Annotated in this window: 15 protein-coding genes, 1 riboswitch and 1 other annotated feature (1 of these 17 only partly in view); of the genes, 8 read left to right on the forward strand and 7 right to left on the reverse strand. The window is 53.7% G+C overall.

Annotation, left to right across the window (positions count from 1 at the left end; translation table 11 throughout):
* Nucleotides 1–159 precede the first annotated feature (159 nt).
* A complete protein-coding gene (locus AC0YNS_RS25875; protein ID WP_475783817.1) occupies nt 160–393 on the reverse strand; it encodes a hypothetical protein in 234 nt (77 codons plus the stop codon).
* 106 nt (nt 394–499) lie between these two features.
* Here AC0YNS_RS25875 and AC0YNS_RS25880 point away from each other — a divergent pair, with 106 nt between their 5' ends.
* The gene (locus AC0YNS_RS25880; RefSeq protein WP_475783818.1) at nt 500–919 is read left to right on the forward strand and encodes a hypothetical protein; all 420 of its coding nucleotides are present in this window, start codon (nt 500–502) and stop codon (nt 917–919) included.
* Nucleotides 920–1,036: 117 nt separating this feature from the next.
* Here the strand turns inward: AC0YNS_RS25880 and AC0YNS_RS25885 are convergent, their stop codons facing one another.
* The 3 genes from AC0YNS_RS25885 to AC0YNS_RS25895 form a co-directional block, all read right to left on the reverse strand.
* The gene (locus tag AC0YNS_RS25885; protein WP_475783819.1) at nt 1,037–1,534 is read right to left on the reverse strand and encodes a C40 family peptidase; all 498 of its coding nucleotides are present in this window, start codon (nt 1,532–1,534) and stop codon (nt 1,037–1,039) included.
* 4 nt (nt 1,535–1,538) lie between these two features.
* A riboswitch (cyclic di-AMP (ydaO/yuaA leader) is annotated at nt 1,539–1,698 on the reverse strand.
* Between the two features lie 308 nt (nt 1,699–2,006).
* A complete protein-coding gene (locus tag AC0YNS_RS25890) occupies nt 2,007–2,825 on the reverse strand; it encodes a hypothetical protein (protein ID WP_475783820.1) in 819 nt (272 codons plus the stop codon).
* A gap of 34 nt (nt 2,826–2,859) precedes the next feature.
* On the reverse strand, nt 2,860–4,860 hold the full coding sequence (locus tag AC0YNS_RS25895; protein WP_475783821.1) for a M1 family aminopeptidase: 2,001 nt from the start codon (nt 4,858–4,860) through the stop codon (nt 2,860–2,862).
* Nucleotides 4,861–5,012: 152 nt separating this feature from the next.
* Between AC0YNS_RS25895 and AC0YNS_RS25900 the strand changes: the two genes are divergently transcribed.
* The 3 genes from AC0YNS_RS25900 (at nt 5,013) to AC0YNS_RS25910 (ending at nt 9,325) form a co-directional block, all read left to right on the forward strand.
* Nucleotides 5,013–5,537 carry a YwhD family protein gene (locus AC0YNS_RS25900; protein ID WP_090986009.1) on the forward strand — a complete coding sequence of 175 codons (525 nt, stop codon included), beginning with the start codon at nt 5,013–5,015 and terminating at the stop codon, nt 5,535–5,537.
* Between the two features lie 180 nt (nt 5,538–5,717).
* The gene (locus tag AC0YNS_RS25905; protein WP_475783822.1) at nt 5,718–7,478 is read left to right on the forward strand and encodes an ABC transporter ATP-binding protein; all 1,761 of its coding nucleotides are present in this window, start codon (nt 5,718–5,720) and stop codon (nt 7,476–7,478) included.
* Entirely contained in the window at nt 7,475–9,325 is a 1,851-nt protein-coding gene (locus tag AC0YNS_RS25910) for an ABC transporter ATP-binding protein (RefSeq protein ID WP_475783823.1), read from the forward strand. Before AC0YNS_RS25905 ends, AC0YNS_RS25910 begins: the two co-directional genes overlap by 4 nt.
* Nucleotides 9,326–9,781: 456 nt before the next feature.
* Here the strand turns inward: AC0YNS_RS25910 and AC0YNS_RS25915 are convergent, their stop codons facing one another.
* The 3 genes from AC0YNS_RS25915 to AC0YNS_RS25925 form a co-directional block, all read right to left on the reverse strand.
* Nucleotides 9,782–10,477: an SDR family oxidoreductase gene (locus AC0YNS_RS25915; protein WP_475783824.1), complete on the reverse strand. Its 696-nt coding sequence runs from the start codon at nt 10,475–10,477 to the stop codon at nt 9,782–9,784.
* Between the two features lie 15 nt (nt 10,478–10,492).
* Nucleotides 10,493–10,948 (reverse strand): VOC family protein, encoded by a 456-nt coding sequence (locus AC0YNS_RS25920; RefSeq protein ID WP_475783851.1) that lies wholly within the window; start codon nt 10,946–10,948, stop codon nt 10,493–10,495.
* 1,610 nt (nt 10,949–12,558) lie between these two features.
* Complete coding sequence (locus tag AC0YNS_RS25925; protein WP_475783852.1) at nt 12,559–14,589, reverse strand: transglycosylase domain-containing protein; 2,031 nt, start codon at nt 14,587–14,589, stop codon at nt 12,559–12,561.
* 299 nt (nt 14,590–14,888) lie between these two features.
* Here AC0YNS_RS25925 and speE point away from each other — a divergent pair, with 299 nt between their 5' ends.
* The 4 genes from speE (at nt 14,889) to AC0YNS_RS25945 (ending at nt 18,060) form a co-directional block, all read left to right on the forward strand.
* Nucleotides 14,889–15,716, forward strand: a complete 828-nt coding sequence (gene speE / locus AC0YNS_RS25930; protein WP_475783825.1) for a polyamine aminopropyltransferase — start codon at nt 14,889–14,891, stop codon at nt 15,714–15,716.
* Between the two features lie 19 nt (nt 15,717–15,735).
* The gene (speB, locus tag AC0YNS_RS25935; protein WP_475783826.1) at nt 15,736–16,605 is read left to right on the forward strand and encodes an agmatinase; all 870 of its coding nucleotides are present in this window, start codon (nt 15,736–15,738) and stop codon (nt 16,603–16,605) included.
* Nucleotides 16,606–17,226: 621 nt separating this feature from the next.
* Nucleotides 17,227–17,478, forward strand: coding sequence for a DUF7667 family protein (locus AC0YNS_RS25940; RefSeq protein ID WP_090985995.1), 252 nt, complete (start codon nt 17,227–17,229; stop codon nt 17,476–17,478).
* Between the two features lie 63 nt (nt 17,479–17,541).
* Nucleotides 17,542–18,060, forward strand: a complete 519-nt coding sequence (locus AC0YNS_RS25945) for a DNA-deoxyinosine glycosylase (protein ID WP_475783827.1) — start codon at nt 17,542–17,544, stop codon at nt 18,058–18,060.
* Between the two features lie 73 nt (nt 18,061–18,133).
* Nucleotides 18,134–18,450: a binding site (T-box leader), on the forward strand (it continues 1 nt past the right edge of the window).

An 18,450-nucleotide genomic window follows, 5' to 3' on the forward strand; every position in this document is an offset into this window, starting at 1 on the left:
TTTCGGCCAAATAACGCAATTTGAAATTCTAATGAATCCTACAGGTCTTATTTGGACTGAAATAGCCCTTTTCCATCCATATTCACCTAAATAAGACCGCTAGGGTTCGTTAGAATCGAAAAGTATCGATTTCCCCTAAAATAAGACCTCCACGATTCGTTAGCCTGCAACCACTGTCGCTGTCCCCGGCACCGGAGCGTCATCCCGGCTAACAGCAGCTCCACCGAATGAAATGACCTTCTCAGCCCCGGCCGACGCGCCACGCATTTCTCCACGGCACCAGCCATCAATCCGTCGACGTTCTCCGTCTGCCTTCTCCACCAATCCATCGCCTTCCCCGCCGCGCCAACCGCACGCGCCGTTCCCCACCTCTATCATCCTACTATTCATCATGAGTCAATCGATTCCTCTTTAGACAGTCCTCGCCGCTCTAACCTGCTAAAAATCGGTCATTTGTTAAGCTTCGTCACATAAGCTTAGAAAAAAGGAGGAATCCGGGATGGCAGGATGGCGGGACAGCATAGAGAGTCGGCGAGCAGAGTGGAAGAAGCTTGAGGTTGGTTTAACGGATACGTTGGCGGGACGGCGCGTACTGCGGGTGAGTGGACCGAGAACGCCGCGACTGACGACGCCGGTGACGAAGGCGGTCCGTCAAGAGGAACTCCAAGCAGTGGCCGATACGTTCGATGCGGGGCTGGCTTGTTTCTGCCTCGGCGAGCTGCCGGCGGGGGAGCGTCAGCACTTCCTCGAGGCCTGGCATGAGCGGCTTGCCTCAGGCGCGATCGTCGTCATGGCCGACCGCCGAAGCGAGGGCTGTGCGACGCCGATTGAGCTGCATGATCTGTTTGCGCCGCTCGGCAGCAAGCTCGATGTCCAGGTTGGCCGAACGTTCTGGTGGGTGCGCTACTTAAGGCGGTAATGCCGATTATTCCTTCGAATAGAACAAAAGAAGCCGCAGGTGCTTGTCCCGAAGGACGAACAGCTGCGGCTTCTTTTGTGCTCACACAGGCACCTTAGGCAGGTGCAATAATCAATCTTACTCGTCGCCGCCGCCATCTGCAACGTCAGTAGGCTCGTCCGCGTATTTCTCATACGTTTCAGGGCTCATCACGCGGCGTGCTGTAACATACCGTTTGGAATAGTAGGAATCGCTCAGTGCGCTGATGGTTACACCTTTGCTGGTGGAGGAGTGTGCAAACTTGCCTTCGCCAACATAGACGCCAACATGCGAGATTCCTTTTCCTGTCGTATTAAAGAATACGAGGTCGCCGGCGATCAAATCCGCTTTCGCGATTTTCTTGCCAAGCTGTGCTTGCGAACGGGATGCATGCGGGATATCCACGCCGAGTTTATTAAACACGTACATGGTGAATCCGGAGCAGTCAAACCCTTTCGTTGTAGTACCGGTGTACACATAAGGTGTACCGATCAGATCTGAGATGACCCCATCCATTTTGGATTGCGCGAAAACGCTTCCTGTTTGAAAAAGTAGAAGCATCGCCAGTCCGATCAAAAGTGCAGAAAGCTTTTTCAAAACGGGAAACTCCTTCCAGTGCCTACGAGGTTAGCTGTGGGGTTCGGTTGAAGGCTCCCTATGATCACCTCTGGCATGCCGCGTCTTGCTTTGCGGATGTCGGGATCAATTCACCCAAGATGGTTCCCCCGTTTCCCGTGATGGGAATTCGGCAAAATTTTCATTTCTAGGCATAATTATTCGATCATTTTCTTCCTTCTCCTCCCTAGTTCACAACTTGTTCACAAATTAAAATTATTAGAATGCAACCTTTTATCTCTCACTTTCGTATAGTGGCCGCTAGTTTCGGCGATTTATGGGGCTCGCCCGCGATCAGCCCACTGTGCAAAGCATGTCTCATCTTGAAATGAAGCACATGTCAAAAAAACCCGCTCTACCCGAGGAGTTTGTCTTTAATATGCCAGTAATTAGTGAAAAAGGAGGCCGTCCCACTGTCATGAACATGACATGATGGGCGGCCTCCATGCATGGATTAGACCTGTTTCGACTGCCAAGCATCGTACTGGGCGGCTACCGTCCATACCTTCATGATGGTTCGGATCAACTGGTAACCTTGATGCAGGATGAGCGCCAGCAGACCTGCCCACAGCAGCGATACGGAAGCAATGGTCATACTGAGCGCGGCTCCAATTGCCCACATTAGAAGCGAAATACCGGCGAAAGGCAGGAAATTCGCAATGCATGTCCATAGGGAGCGGAGGGCGCCGGTTCCGGCGACTGCCCCGAACTGCATGGAGAGGAAGAGCAGGTGGATCAGAACCGCCCAAGCGAGCCAAGCACCCGCCCACGGACCGGCTTGCTGTGCAAACTCCAGCAGCGAGTTGCTTCCTAATAGTTTCGTTAATGCCCTCGGCAGCAGCCAAATGGCCGGCAGGAGCGTGAGTGTTGTTTCCACCAAGTAGAGCAGCGCAACCGGCTTCCAAGCAGCGCGGATGCCTTTTAGAAATTTCGTGCCGTTCTCGTCCGTTACATGATGGAGGGAGTGGAACAGCCCTGCATTCAGGAAAGGGGTGATCACGATGCGCCCGGCCAGCAGCCCGCAGAAGAGCCAGACATAAGGGCGGATCAGATCGGTCTTGATGAGCTGGAACTGTGCTTCCGTCATGAAGAGCTGAACGGCTGTACCACTGCTGCCGATGCTGTCCGGGAATCTTTTTAGAAGCGGCACGGTTATCCCTTCAATGGTTCGATAGAGGAAGAAGCCCCATATCAGCTCATATAGAAACAGCATAATGATAATGTAGAAGTGCTTAACGGTCAGTCGCCAGCCTTGCTTCAGATGCGTTCTCATTTATCATCACCTCCCGGAAAGTTTTTGCTAGGCTTCACCATGCGATGGAAGCAAAGATGCTCTCAATCAGCTTGGAAACACCGACACTCCAGCGTGTGCGTGATTTCTCTGCGAGCTCGGCTTTCATAAAGTTGTTGATGTGTTTGTTGTCGAGCACGTTGTCGTTGTGCGGATCGACGGCGGCCCACAGCAGCTTGGAGGAGTGGACGATTTTATATTGAATGTGGGTTTCTTGGCCGTCCCACACTTTAGGCATCAGCGTACCGTCGGCAAAATGGAACACGACCGACACCGGCCCGGAGCTGCCGCCTGTCTTCTTGATGAGTACGACCGATTCGTACTGCGTCTCGTTGCCTTGTTTCACTGGACGTACATGAATGGAAGCGACCGAGTAATCGGACATGGCATCCCCGTACACGAAATGGCTGAAGTAGTCGTTCCACTTGGACTTCGTTACGGATTCTACGACACGCTGGAAGTCGGCGGTGGAAGGATGCTTGAATTTATATTTTTGAAAATAAGTCCGCATAATCTTACGCATCGTCTGGGCGCCGACCTGCTTCTCGATGCCGAAGAGCACCAGCTTCGCGCGCATGTATACATTCTCGGCATAGTGATTGTTGCTGTGGTAGGACCAGGAAAGCTGCTTCAGCGGTGCAGGGTTCGTCATGTAGCTTGCTTCCACCGGCAAATTCGGCTCCACGCCGTATTCGCTCTCCATCACTTTGTCCTCGGCATAGGAGGTGAAACCTTCGTCGAGCCAAGCCTCTTCGAATTCATTGGAAGCGACCATGCCGTACCAATATTGATGGCCGATCTCGTGGACGACCGTTCGCTCCAGATCGTAGCCGGGATTCTCGTTCTCTGCGGCAAATGCAGTAATGAGTGTCGGATATTCCATCCCGCCTGCGCCGTTGCCGCCTTTAGGCGGAACTACGACAGAGAGGGTGGTATAGGGGTAAGCGCCATACCATTGTGCATATTTGGAGAGTGCTGATTTGGCTGCGTGCATGTAGCGATCCTTGAATTTGGCGTGCAGCGGATCCAAGTACAGCTTGATACGAACACCCGGAACGCCGTCTGTGGAGAAAGGTTCCTCTGAATAGACGAAATCCGGTGAGGCCGACCAGCCAAAATCATGCACATCATCGGCGTAGTATTGGTAGGTTTTGCGGCCGGCTGCCACGACGGAAGGTTTGGTTTGGAAGCCGGTTGCCGCTACTTTATAGCTGTCCGGGACGTTGATTTTCACACTGTAGATGCCAAAGTCGCTGTAAAATTCCGAGTTGCCGTGGTACTGATGAATGTTCCAGCCTTCGGCGGCTCGGCCGCGTGTGCCTGCAGTTTCGTACACGGCAAGCTTCGGAAACCACTGGCCCGCCATGATGAAGTTGCCGGAGTAGCCCATCCGCGCGAACACTTCCGGAAGCTTGACCTCAAATTTCATACGAAGCGTGACGCTTTTGCCCGGTGCGACAGCTTGCGGCAGCCGCAGCTTGGCCAGCGTTAAATCATGTGGATTGCTGTCATCGGGCTGCACGTAATGCAGACGCGGAAGAAGGCTGTAACCTTCGGTCGTCTCTAGGGAGAGCAGGTTCATATAGCCGATGCTGTCCGAGGTCGCTTTATCATTGCGGAGCTGACCGCCGGATTCTTTCATGAAGGTCGTGTCTTTGGAGCGGAAGGCGTTCGGGTATAGATGAAAATACATCTCGGACACCTGCTGCCTGCCGGGGTTTGTCCATGTGACAGACTGCTCCCCGACCAACATGTGCGTATTCTCCTGGAGTTTCACATCGATGTGGTACTCCGTAACCCTTTTGCTGAGCGCTACCGGCTTTGGCTGCATCACAATATCGGGCTCCGGCGCGGTTGACGGAGCAGCAGGCTTCGGCGCCGTGTCTTTCTTGGCAGGAGCGGAGGCATATGTATATTGCGAAACCCAGGCATCTCCGAACCCTTGCCTTGCCGTTAAGCCCAGAATCACGGCGACGAGGGCAAAGAGTAGAAAACGTTTGGCGTGACGTGGATTCATTGAAAGATTCCCTCCCGTTGACAAGCATCTAAAGCATGTATATGTTTGCTTTTCCGAGATTATTAGCTAAAATGGAATTAATGTGCGGACAGGCGCGGAAACCGCGCCGGACGTGGAATCGTAGCGTTTTTAGATGGGAGTTGAAGCGTAAGATGAGTGATCAAGAGAAAGATCAACAGCCCGTGGAGAAGAAAGAGAAGAAGTCTCTCTCTTTGAACGTGGTGAGCAATAAGGAACATAAAGGCTTTGGTGCAGGGACGATTGACCTCAGCAGCGTATCCTGCGTCATGATCGATAACGGCGAGGCTTACATTGATGTAGGTGCGATGCATGCGAAGAGCAAGATCGAGAAAGGGATCAAATTCAGCACGAACAAGGAAGATGTGCCTAACGGCCGTCTGTGCTGGATCGTCTGGGTAGCCGTTGATCGCAATGAAGAAGGTTCGTTCTATGCAGGGGCAACCGCTTGCCCGATGCTGGTGGACACAGAAGCACGCAGAGGCTGGAAGATCCTTGCGCAGCACGTGAATAACCTGGATTATGCGATCAAGCGCCGGTTCGTGCTCGACGAGCTTGGAACCGAAGAGAGAGCGGCGCTCAAGAAGCTGCTCGTCACCAACAATCAGGAGTGGTGGGACCGCTCGCCGGATAAGTTGAAGGAAGCGCTGAACGTATAATTTTGATGGATAACACGTAACGTATAACATGCACTTGTGCTGTAATAAAGCCGGTTTGCCGTCTCTCTAATGAGGAGAAGGGTGAAGCGGCTTTTTATTATTTATTCTGTTTCGAAGTGCATCCTAATTATGGTATAGTCGTAGGACAGAACGTTTGTTCTAAAATTAGGGGGAACTGGAATGAATTTACCGCGCGTATCGCGCAATCAATATTCGGAGCTGCTCCGGCGCTATCTGCTCCCGCAGAAGCGGACATTAATCGGCCTTGCCTTATTGCTCTTCCTATCGATTGGCTTGCAGCTCGTCAACCCTCAAATTATTCGCTTCTTTATTGATACCGCACAATCGGAAAGCAGTATGAAGCCGCTTCTTATCGCAGCTTGTTTGTTTATTGGATTCTCCCTTGCGCAAGGGGCGGTATCGGTCGCAGCCACCTACTTCAGTGAGAACGTAGGCTGGAAAACTACCAATGTGCTGCGCGGCGACTTGGCTGCTCACTGCTTGTCGCTGGATATGCCGTTTCATAAGACGCATACATCCGGGGCTATTATTGAACGGGTAGACGGTGATGTGAATGCGCTGGCGAATTTCTTCTCCAGCATGATCATTAATCTGGTCGGTAATTTCTTGCTGATGGTGGGCATCTTGGTTCTGCTGTTTCGGGAGAGCTGGTTGATCGGCACAGGCATGACGGTGTTTGTGTTTCTGGCCATTCTGGTCATTCAGCGTATACGGAAGATGGCAGCACCGCTGTGGAAGGATTGGCGGCAAGCTAATGCCGATATGTACGGATTCATCGGCGAGCAGCTGGAAGGAACGGAGGATATTCGGGCCAACGGGGCATCAGGGTTCGTTATGAATCGCTTCTACGGCATGCTGCAGCGGATGCTGCCGCTTCGCGTGAAGGCTTTTCTTGGTTTTGGCGCGATGTGGAGCACGACCATCGTTGTTTTTGCTTTAGGGAATGCGATGGCCTTCGCTATTAGTGCGTATCTATGGAAGGCAGGCTCTATTTCGATTGGTACGGTGTATTTGATTTTCTACTATACAGAGCTGCTTGCAAAGCCGATTGAGAAGATTCGCACGCAGATGGAGGATTTGCAGAAAGCGGACGCCAGCATATCGCGTATTCGCGCTTTATTCGAGACGCGTTCTGCTCTTGTGGATGGACCGGGTGCAACGCTTCCAGAGGGTGCGCTCGGTGTGAAGTTTGATGAAGTCACCTTTAGCTACGAGGATGGTACGGGCGAGCCTACGCTTGATCGATTGGTTCTGGACCTGAAGCCCGGCGAGGTGCTAGGCTTGCTCGGCCGGACGGGGAGCGGGAAGTCGACGCTTGCCCGGCTGCTGCTTCGGTTCTACGATCCGCAGGAAGGAAGCGTCTCCTTGAGTGGGACGGATATCCGCGAGCTGAAGCTAAGTCAGCTTCGCAACCGTGTGGCCATGGTTACTCAGACGATTGAAATTATGGAGGGCACGATCCGTGATAATCTGACCTTCTATGATGACTCGATACCGGATGAGCAAATCATAGCCGTCCTACATCAGCTAGGGTTAACGAGCTGGTATGAGGCGATGCCGGAGGGGCTGGACACCAGGCTCGCCTCCGGCGGCGGAAGTCTCTCTGCGGGGGAAGCGCAGCTGCTGGCTTTTGCCCGTGTGTTTCTGACGAATCCGGGTCTTGTCATTATGGATGAGGCGTCTTCGCGGCTTGACCCGATGACGGAGCAGCGCATTGAGCAGGCTATTAGCACGCTGCTTGCGAACCGTTCTTGTATTATCATTGCGCATCGATTGGCTACCGTACAACGTGCTGACAGTATCCTGATTCTCGAGAACGGCCGCGTCATCGAAGCAGGCAGCAGAACAGCGCTTGCAGCCGATCCGGCATCGCGTTTCAGTGCCATGCTGGCAACCGGCCTTGAGGAGGTGCTCGTATGACGACTTTTCGATTTCTAATGGGGCTCATTACGTACCGGACATGGCGTTACGTCATCAATGCGACCGCCTGGACGGTCATTTACATGGTGCCTATTATACCGGGGCTCATCACGAAGGAGTTCTTCGATTCGCTCACGGGAGACGCTTCGCTGAAGATGGGCACTTGGGGGATCATCGCGCTGCTGCTCGCTGCGGCGCTCGCACGTGTTGTTCTAATCATTGTCGGTTTTATAACCGACGTTAATTTTCGCTTCCGCATGGGGATGATGCTGCGGCGCAACATGCTGAAGCATGTGCTGAAGCAGCCCGGTGCCCGTGCGATTCCTTGTTCGCCGGGAGAAGCAATCAGCTATTTCCGCGATGACGTGGAGCAGTCCGAGGAAGCGGCCAGCTGGTCGGTCGATGTGTTCGGAATGACCTGCTTCGCCTTGGTTTCCAGCTATATTCTGATTGGGATCGACGCGCAAATGACCTTGCTGGTTTTCGTGCCGCTCGTTATCGTTATTGCGGTTGCGCAGCTGTCGACCTCAAGATTGCAGAAGTACCGCGCGGCGAGTCGCGAAGCGACTTCTCATGTGACGGGGGCGATCAGCGAGATGTTCGGCAATGTGCAGGCCATTCAGATTGCAGGCGCTGAAGAACGTGTCATTGAGCGGTTCCGGAAGTTTAATGATACGAGGCGCCAAACGATGCTGAAGGATAAGCTGATGGGCGAGGCGCTGGATTCCATCTTTACGAATTCCGTGAACCTTGGCATCGGACTCATCCTCCTGCTGGCTGGTCAGAAGCTGCGGGGAGGTACCTTCACCGTCGGTGATTTCTCGTTGTTTGTCTACTACTTGACGTTCGTTACCTCAATCATCACGAATGTGGGCAAGTTCATTACGTATTTCAAGCAGATGGGTGTAGCACTGGATCGGCTAAAGGGGCTGCTTCAAGGCGCGCCGGCTGGTGTGCTTATACTGAAGGAAGGCCTGCGGCTCGGTAAAGGGAGCGCAATGAAGGAGAGTACGGCAGTGGCAGCTGTGAAGGTAGAAGCTGATAAGGCTGTTAGTGAGCCACTGCGTACTTTGGAGGTCGAAGGTTTAACCTACCGGTTTCCGGAGACGGGCAGAGGGATCGAGGACATTCGGCTTGCGCTGAAGGGCGGATCGTTCACCGTTGTGACCGGCGCAATCGGTTCCGGTAAGACCACACTTGTCCGCACGTTGCTGGGGCTGCTGCCGAAGGATGAAGGAACGATTACGTGGAATGGGAAGCCGGTTCACGATTCAGGGACCTTCTTCACCCCGTCGAACAGTGCATATTCGGCCCAAATCCCTCGTATGTACAGCGATACGCTGCGCAACAATATTTTGCTCGGTCAGCAGGAGCAGGGGGATGACTTGCAGCAGGCGATTCATACGGCCGTGATGGAGTATGACCTCGACCATTTGCAGAACGGCCTGGAGACGATGATCGGCCCGCGCGGCGTGAAGCTCTCCGGCGGACAGATGCAGCGGACGGCAGCCGCGCGCATGCTCGTGCGCGACGCACAGCTTTATGTGTTCGACGACGTATCGAGTGCGCTCGACGTCGAGACCGAGCAGAAGCTGTGGGAGCGGCTGTTCCAGAGCAGAGGCGACGCGACCTGCTTGGTCGTTTCGCACCGCAGAGCGGCATTGACGCATGCCGATCATATTATCGTCATGAAGGACGGCCGCATCGAAGCGGAAGGCACAGCCGAAGAGCTGCTGCGCACAAGCGCGACCTTCCAGGAGCTGTGGAGCGGCGATGAGCGAACGGCGGATGCCGCCTTACCCGCCGATGCAACGGAAGGCGTTGCTGCGCTCCAGTCGAAAACATAAGAAAAGCCTCTGCAGACGGCAAGTTGCCGTAGCTGCAGAGGCTTTTTTGCTCAAACGCGGCAGAACCCGTTGCGTAGCTCAACGCGCTGTCCGCCGCCCGCGCCGCAACCCGCGGCGTAGCTCAACGCGCTGCCCGCCGCCCGCGCCGCAACCCGCGTCATAGCTCAACGCATTGGCCATTAGAATTCACTAAAACTACCTTCCCAACACACGCGACACAATTATTGCGGAATATGCAGCATTCAATCTGTTTTATCGATCATCCAGCATCATTGTTGCTTAAACTGCAACATTACATCACTTTATCCCCGAATAAGCCTGCTCGTGCGCCGAAATCTTGCTTTTTGAGCAGGATTTCAAGAAATCAGCATCATACTGAGCAATAATGCTGCACATTTTGCAACATTGTCCCCATAAGGAGAGATGCGCTACTGAAGCGTGCATCCCTCCTTCCGGCTAGATCGACATTTCTTTGCCTGTGTAGTCCACGAATTGAAAACGGAACGCTTCCGGGACTATGCGACGCTCCAATAAGTCCACGATGCCGCGGGCACTGGCACGTGGGTCGGTCGGGGCGTTTTCGCCGCCCATATCGGTCTTCATCCAGCCGGGGTGAATGCTGAGCACCTGAATAGGGCGATTCATCAAATAGCGATGAAGCTGCTGCGAGAACATATTGAGCGCCGTCTTCGAGATGCTGTAGGGGTAGTCTCCCGGATAGGCGTTCGTAATGCTGCCTGCTTCGGAAGAGATATTTAGAAGCGCACCATTCTCCTCCGTAAGCAGAGGCAGAAAATGCTTCACCACCCGCATAGGCCCATACAAATTAATTTCGAATGCTTGCGCGACATCGTTCATATCGAGCTCTTCAATTTGAGTGTTGCGCGCATTGAGTATGGCTGCGTTGTTAACGATTGCGCCGAGTGTTCGGCCTTCACGCTTCAATGTGGAAGCCAACTGAGCCACACTCTCTTCGCTGGCAACATCGAGCTCAGCGATCGTAAGTCGCTCTCCATATGCTGCCCCGAGAGCTGCCAGCTTCTCGCTGCCCACATCGCGAACCCCGGCAATAACAGCATGTCCGCGCTCTAGTGCTTCGGCGGCCATTGCTAAACCAAGTCCGCGGCTAGCGCCAGTTAGTAGTATATTCATGCTCATTGATCACTCCTATTTGTCGTTCTCGAGCAGCTCCACGAGCACCTTCAGTGCCGGAATGGTATCGATATAAGCATAACGTCCGCCTGTATATTCACCCTTTTGCTGAAGCGGGAAACCCTTACCCTCCAGCAGCATAATCTTCTCTTTCATGCCTTCAATTTCAAAAGCGATATGATGCGGCCCCTCACCATGCTCGTCCAAATAATTTCGCCACGTGCTCGGATGTTCATCCGGTTCGATTAGTTCAAGCTGCAAGGAGCCCATATCGATAAAAGCAAGCTTAGCCCGAGCAAGAGTAGGAGCACCGTTAAATTCCGTCTGCGCTTTATCCAGCGTGTCCGTAATGATGGCCTGCGGTTTCTCAATTCCAAAAAAATCCGCATAAGCCTGACTCACTTTGTCGATATCGTTAACGAGTATGCCGATTTGCGTAATGACTTTATTGCCGAGTAGTCCTGACAACAGCGAACACATCCTCTCCATAGTGGTGAATCAGACGTAGACTCTTACACAATTTCCCACAACCCTTACTCAGCTATCTTATCCAATCGGCAAAATGAGTGTCAATCCGCACAACCGCTCACTTTCGCACTTTGCTTGCCGTGGAAACGAAGGAAATAGCACACGACGGAGTAACCCCAAGAGCGCCACAATGGTGGGAAAGCGACGAAAGCAGCCCAAGAGTAGTCCCCAGAACCACACATTAGCGAGAAAACACCGAAAGTAGCCCAAGAGTAGTCCCCAGAACCACACATTGGCGAGAAAACACCAAAAGTAGTCCAAGAGTAGTCCCCAGAACCACACATTATTGGATGCGATCGCAATGTGAGGTACCAGTTATCGTTCCTTGGACGAAATAGAGCAATTTAGCTTGAGGAGAGGTGCCGGTTACCGTTCATTGAGCGGAAATCCACGAATTTAGCTTAAGTGGGGTACTGGATACCGCTCATAGAATATTGGAGGTTAGTAAGAGGATTGTAGGTGGCAGCATATGAGCCAAATGCGAGTTTTCGAGCCAAGAAGCGTATGAGGAGGTCTACATGCGAGCCAAATGCGGGTTTTCGAGTCAAGAAGCGCACGAGGAAGTCTACATACAGGCCAAATGCGAGTTTTCGAGCCAAGAAGCGCACGAGGAGGTCTACATGCGAGCCAAATGCGGGTTTTCGAGTCAAGAAGCGCACGAGGAGGTCTACATTAGAGCCAAATGCGAGTTTTCGAGCCAAGAAGCGCATGAGAAGGTCTACATCCGAGCCAAATGCGGTTTTTCGAGCCAAGAAGCGTACGAGGAGGTCTACATCCGAGCCAAATGCGAGTCAAGAAGCGTATGAGGAGGTCTACATGCGAGCCAAATGCGGGTTTTTGAGTCAAGAAGCGCATGAGGAGGTCTACATCCGAGCCAAATGCGGTTTTTCGAGCCAAGAAGCGTACGAGGAGGTCTACATGCGAGCCAAATGCGGGTTTTTGAGTCAAGAAGCGCACGAGGAGGTCTACATAGGAGCCGAATGCGAGTTTTCGAGCCAAAAAGCGTATGAGGAGGTCTACATGCGAGCCAAATGCGGGTTTTCGAGTCAAGAAGCGCACGAGGAGGTCTACATACGAGTGCAACGCCTGAATTCGTACGAAGAAGCGTACGACATGCGCTCCAAATTGCCTAACGGCACAAAAGGGCTGCCTCACACCATCCGAGAACTCGGATGAAGAAGCAACCCTTTTCCACCCGCACCGCGGCCAGCTCCCGCAGCACCGCACCGCGGGTCCCTCAACCCGCGGCTAGCCCCTCCGCGCTGCACCGCAGCGGCCCCGGCGCTCCCACGGCCAGCTCCCGCGCTCCGCGGTCAGCCCCCGCAGCACTGCACCGCGGGTCCCTCAACCCGCGGCTAGCCTCTCCGCGCTGCACCGCAGCGGCCCCCGCGCTTCGCGGCCAGCCCCCGCAGCACCGCACCGCGGGTCCCTTAACCCGCGGCTAGCCTCTCCGCGCTGCATCGCAGCGGCCCCCGCAAAACCGCGGCCAGCTCCCGCGCTCCCGCGGCAAGCCCCATCGCAGCGGCCAAGCGGCGCGATCCGCTCCCCAAGCGCTAATTCGACCACCAGCGCTTGAGGTGCTTCCACCAGTGGCGCGTCTGCTCGGCTTGCGCGCCGTCGTCCGTCGAACCCGCAGCATCGCCTTCGCCGTGAACGCCGCACACCTCTACCGGCTCGGTGCCGCTGACGAATGATTCGAGCCGCCGGTCCGGGCAAGACTTCCCGGCGAGTTTGCCGCTCTGCGGATCGATGTAGACGGATACGACGCCATCCGGCAGCGGGAAGATCTTCGGCGGAATGGCGGACAGCGCAGCTTCCGTATAGGAGGCGAAGATCGGCGCGGCACGGCGCGCTTCTACAGGCGTCAGCTTGCGGCCTTTATCGTAGCCGACCCATACCGCGGTGGCCAGCTCCGGCGTATAGCCGACGAGCCAAGCGTCCGTCGCGGTCGTGCCGGTTTTGCCGGCGACAGGGCGCTTAATCATCGCCGATACGCGGTTGCCGGTTCCGCCGGTTTCGAACACGCTCTCCATCAGGCTGGTGAGCACATAAGCATGCGCGGCATCGACCACGGTGGAGGAAGCGGGCTGCGCTTCATACAGCACCTCGCCTTTGGCATCCTCAATGCGCAGGATTGCCGTTGGCTCCATGCGTACACCGCCGTTAGCGAACGCGCTGAAGGCTGACGCCATCTCGAAGGGACTTACAGGGAATGTGCCGAGCGCTAAGGATGGAACCGGCTTCATCGGGCTCTCGATGCCAAGCTTCCGAGCCATGGCGATGACCTTCTCCGGTCCGACGGTCATGATGGAATTGACCGCATAGATGTTGTCGGAGCTTGCGATGGCCTGACGCATATTAATGAAATCGCCGACGTATTTGCTGTTGTAGTTGCTCGGCGAATACGTCTTACGGCCTTCATCATAGGTGAAGATTGTAGGTGTGCTTTTATACTGCGAAACAGGCGTCAACACACCTTCTTGCAAGGCAGTCAGATATAGGATCGGTTTAAAAGCCGACCCCGGCTGCCGCGTCTTGGCAAAAACCCGATTATACTGATTGGTCCTATAATCGCGGCCGCCGACCATCGCCTTGATGTAGCCGGTACGCGGATCGACGGAGACGAGCGCAGCCTGCTGCTCGGAATCCGCCGGTATTCCGGAAGCGACAGCCTCTTCCGCCGCACGCTGCGCATCGGGATCCAGCGTCGTATAGATGCGAATGCCGCCTTCGCTCATCGTCCGCTCGTCGATGCCAAGCTTATCGACCGCCATATACCGTACATAATCGCGGAAGTATGGCGCAGTTCCGGCTTGCTTGCTCGCTCCGAGCGGCACGAACCGAAGCAGCTCGGCGCCTGCCGCTTCAGCATCAGGCTGCAGCAGAATCCCTTGATCCACCATCGTTTGGAGGATGGTGCGCTGCCTATCCTTCGCGTTCTTCATATCCATATAGGGAGAGTAGTATTTAGGGCCTTTCGGAATACCCGCAAGCATCGCGCTTTCGGCTAAAGTAAGCTCCGACGCGTGTTTCCCGTAATACAGCTCCGCTGCGGCTTCTGCGCCATAGGCACCGTGACCGTAATAGATTTGGTTCAAATACAGCGCCAAAATCTCATCCTTCGAGTAATGCATCTCCAGCTGAATCGTGTACATGGCTTCCTTCAGCTTGCGCGACCAGGTCCGCTCATGCGTCAAATACAGGTTGCGGGCGAGCTGCTGGGTCAGCGTGCTGGCCCCTTGCTTGCGCGACATGTTCTCGACATTAACGACCGCTGCACGGGCCATCCCTTTCATATCAAAGCCGAGATGGTCGTAGAAACGCTGATCCTCGATGGCGAGCGTCGCCTCTACAAGATAAGGGGAAATTTGCTTCAAAGGTACCGATTGGCGGTTCTCGCCGGCATGAAACGTGTCGATGATATGGCCCTGTGCGTCAAGCATTTGCGAGGTTTGGCTGATCGCCGAAGCGGGGAGTGCCTGTTCCCGCAAATAATAGAGGAAGCCGAAGGCACATATAAACAGCACCAGCAGTGCAGCGCCTGAATAAATCAGCCACCGCTTAACATGCTTCAGCAGCGGCATCCATTTTTCCAATTGAATAGAAACAGGCAGTCGACGCTTCATCGCGCCGCCCTGCCTGAATATAGGTTTCAACCATCTTTTCATGTGCAAGTCTCCTAACCGAAAGAAAGTCCGCTTCATCCAACTAGTATGGAAAACAATGGGACACCCTATTCAGCAAGAGGGTTTGCTTAATATGAAATTTTTGTGCGACGCTGGCAAAAGGTTGCTTTTTCCCCCCGTTAACTTATAATACAGATTGAAACATTGGACCATATGATCAATAGCACCACTACATAAACGAAAGTAGGGACTTAACAATGGAATTGTGGTACACGGAGAAACAGACCCCGACTTATGGGATTACGATGAAAGTAAAAGAAACGTATGTCAGCGAGCAAACGGAATTCCAACAGCTCGATATGATCGAGACGGAAGAGTTCGGCACGATGCTTGTTCTGGACGGCATGGTAATGACAACAGATAAAGACGAGTGGGTTTATCACGAAATGGTTGCTCACCCGGTTCTATACACGCATCCGAATCCGCGCAAAGTGCTTGTTGTTGGCGGCGGCGACGGCGGCGTAATCCGCGAAATCCTGAAACACCCGAGCGTAGAGAAGGCTGTTCTGGTTGACATCGATGGCAAAGTAATCGAATACTCCAAGAAGTACCTTCCACAAATCGCTTGCGGTCTGGACGACCCTCGTGTAGAAGTGATCGTTAACGACGGCTTCATGCACATCCACGATCACAAGAACGAGTACGATGTGGTTATGGTTGACTCCACGGAGCCGGTTGGCCCTGCGGTAAACCTGTTTACACGCGGCTTCTACCAAGGCATCTACGATGCACTGAAGGAAGACGGTATTTTCGTAGCACAAACGGACAATCCTTGGTTTACACCGGAGCTGATCTCGAACGTAAACCGCGATGTGAAAGAAGTGTTCCCGATCGTCCGCGTATACTGGGCTAACGTTCCAACGTACCCGAGCGGCCTGTGGACATTCACAATGGGCAGCAAGAAATACGATCCGCTTGAAGTGGACGAGTCCAGCATCCCGGAGATCGACACTAAATATTACTCCCCACGTCTGCACAAAGCGGCTTTCGTTCTGCCGAAATTTGTGGAAGACCTGGTGAAGTAAGAGGAGACCTACACAACCTATGAAACTCGATCAAAAATATTCCGGCAACGTGTTTATCCTTAGCTCGGATGACTATAACACGTCCAAAGCCGTTATTTACGGTATGCCGATGGACTTTACCGTATCGTTCCGCCCAGGCTCCCGTTTCGGCCCTCCGCGTATTCGCGAAGTGTCGATCGGTCTGGAAGAGTACAGCCCGTACCTGGATCGCAGTTTAGAAGATATCGAATATTTCGACGCAGGCGATTTGCTGCTGCCTTTCGGCAACGCGGCTCGCTCGCTTGAGGTGATCGGTGAATTCGTTCGCGGCGTGTTGGATGACGGCAAAATGCCTGTAGGACTTGGCGGCGAGCATCTCGTTTCGTGGCCGATTTTCCAAGAGGTATACAAGAAGTACCCGGACATGGCAATCATTCACTTTGATGCCCATGCGGATCTGCGCGAGTCGTACGAAGGCGAACCGCTTTCGCACTCCACACCGCTTCGCAAAGCAGCCGGCCTAATCGGCGGCAAGAACGTCTACCAATTCGGTATCCGTTCCGGCTCCCGCGAAGAGTGGCAATTTGCGCGCGAGAACATCAATTTCCACCCGTTCGAAGTGCTTGAGCCACTGAAGAAAGTACTGCCTGAGCTTGAAGGCCGTCCTGTCTATCTGACGATCGACATCGACGTGCTGGATCCATCGGCAGCACCGGGAACAGGTACGGCGGAAGCCGGCGGCATCACGTCGAAGGAATTGATCGATGCGGTTCACGCGATCGCTCGTTCCGGCGTTAACATTGTCGGCTGTGACCTTGTTGAGGTAGCACCGGCCTACGACCCGACAGAACAAACACAAATCGTCGCGGCGAAAGTCATCCGCGAAATGCTGCTTGGCTTTATTAAATAATAGCGAAGGATGGGGGCGATGCTCCCGTCCTTTTTTGTTGGTTAGAAAATGAGGGGCTCCTAGCATGGGCTGCATGCGGGTTGTGGATCGCGAATACGCTAACGACCGTACAGGTGCTATTTGTCGAATAGAGCATCGAGAAAATTCTAACGAACCGTACAGGCCTTATTTGCCCGAAAAAAGCCTTGAGAAAATTCTAACGAACCGAACAGGCCTTATTTGAAGGTTTTGAGTATATTGGAGCCGATTATCCCAGAATAAGACCCCTACGGTTCGTTAGATTATAGAAATCGCGAATATCGGCCGAATAAGGCTACTACGATTCGTTAGATTTTCTCGGCAAGCTTTATTGCTCCCTCAATCCATTCCTTTATCCATTCCTTGAATCACCCCTATAATCGCTCCTGAATTCGCACGCTAAATCCCCATAATCCGCCCGTAATCCCCTTCCAAATCAGGCTTCTTCTTTTTCGGCGGTCAAGTTTCAGAGTGCCGGAATCAGCTATAAAATAACAATAAAGCAGCTCTGGTTAGAGTACTACCGTATGCCCACCGCTTAGGGCTTCATTTTTTGGTCATAATGAATAGTAGTAGTCTAACAATTGAGGGGGCGAGCAAGTTATGAGCTTATTGCCAATTCACGAGCGGCTCGCGGAGCTGTGGACGGTACGTAGCAAGAGGCAGCTCTCGGCGGAAGAGCTGGCGGATTTTGAGCATTGCTTGGCGGTGAACGCGATGATTTGCCGACAAGTTGCGAATTTGTACAATCTCTCGCTGCTGGCTTCGATGACAGGCGATACGGAGTGGCAGCATGATATATGTCGCAAAATAGAACGGCTGACCGGCACGCCGCCGGCATCGCCCCAGCTCTAGATGGGGCTTGATTAATACGTCTCTTTCTGTTTTCCTATGGAGAAGAGGGGGAGGGACTGCTTCATGAGAGTACATTCATTTCCGCCGGAGATCGGCGCTCGTGCGCGGGTGCTTGTCCTTGGCAGCATGCCTGGAACGGCTTCGCTTGCGAAGCATCAATATTACGCTCATCCGCGCAATCATCTATGGCCGGTGGTGTATGGCTTGTTCGGCCAAACGCCGGCTGAAGAATACGAGGAACGGCTCGCTTTTGCCAAGGCTCGTGGAATTGCGCTCTGGGATGTAATTGCCTCTTGCCAGCGAGAGGGCAGCCTCGACGTGAACATTCGCGAGGAACAGCCCAATGACATTCCGGGCTTGCTTGCGGAATATCCGGAGATTAGCTGCATTGTGTGTAACGGGGCCAAGTCGCATGACACGTTCTTAAAGTATTTCCGGAGCTTGCCCGAACTCAGCAGGATCACGCTGCTCAAGCTGCCGTCGACCAGTCCGATACCAACGGCTGCGATGCGCTCGACTGCAGATCGGATCGAAGCTTGGCGGATAGTGCTGCCTTATTTAATTCCGCTCGAGCAGACCTAGGCAAACCTCATAAAGAGGCTTGCATTTTTGGCGAGGTTGCATATAATAGGGGAAATACAGTCAGTTATAACAGCTACATACGATGAACGGGACAGTACCTTGCAGATCGGTGCTAGCAGCGAGCCGGGCTGGATGAGCGAATCATCCTTGGTGAAAGCCGGCGCAGCGGCGTAAGGGAAGCGGACCCGGGAGTAGATTCATTGAATCATGCAGTGCGGCGGCTCGATTGAAGTTCATACGCCTCTGTCTCTGTAAGTAGATGAATCCGGTCACCCCGTTATCGTGCTTGAGAGGTTTTCGGCATGGCCGCCGCTGTTTGCAGTTCGTTGTTCGTGCAGCCATAATGAAAACCAGAAGAGTGGTACCGCGGAAATCAACCTCCGTCTCTTT

This window comes from Paenibacillus sp. J22FR21 (assembly GCF_056269135.1).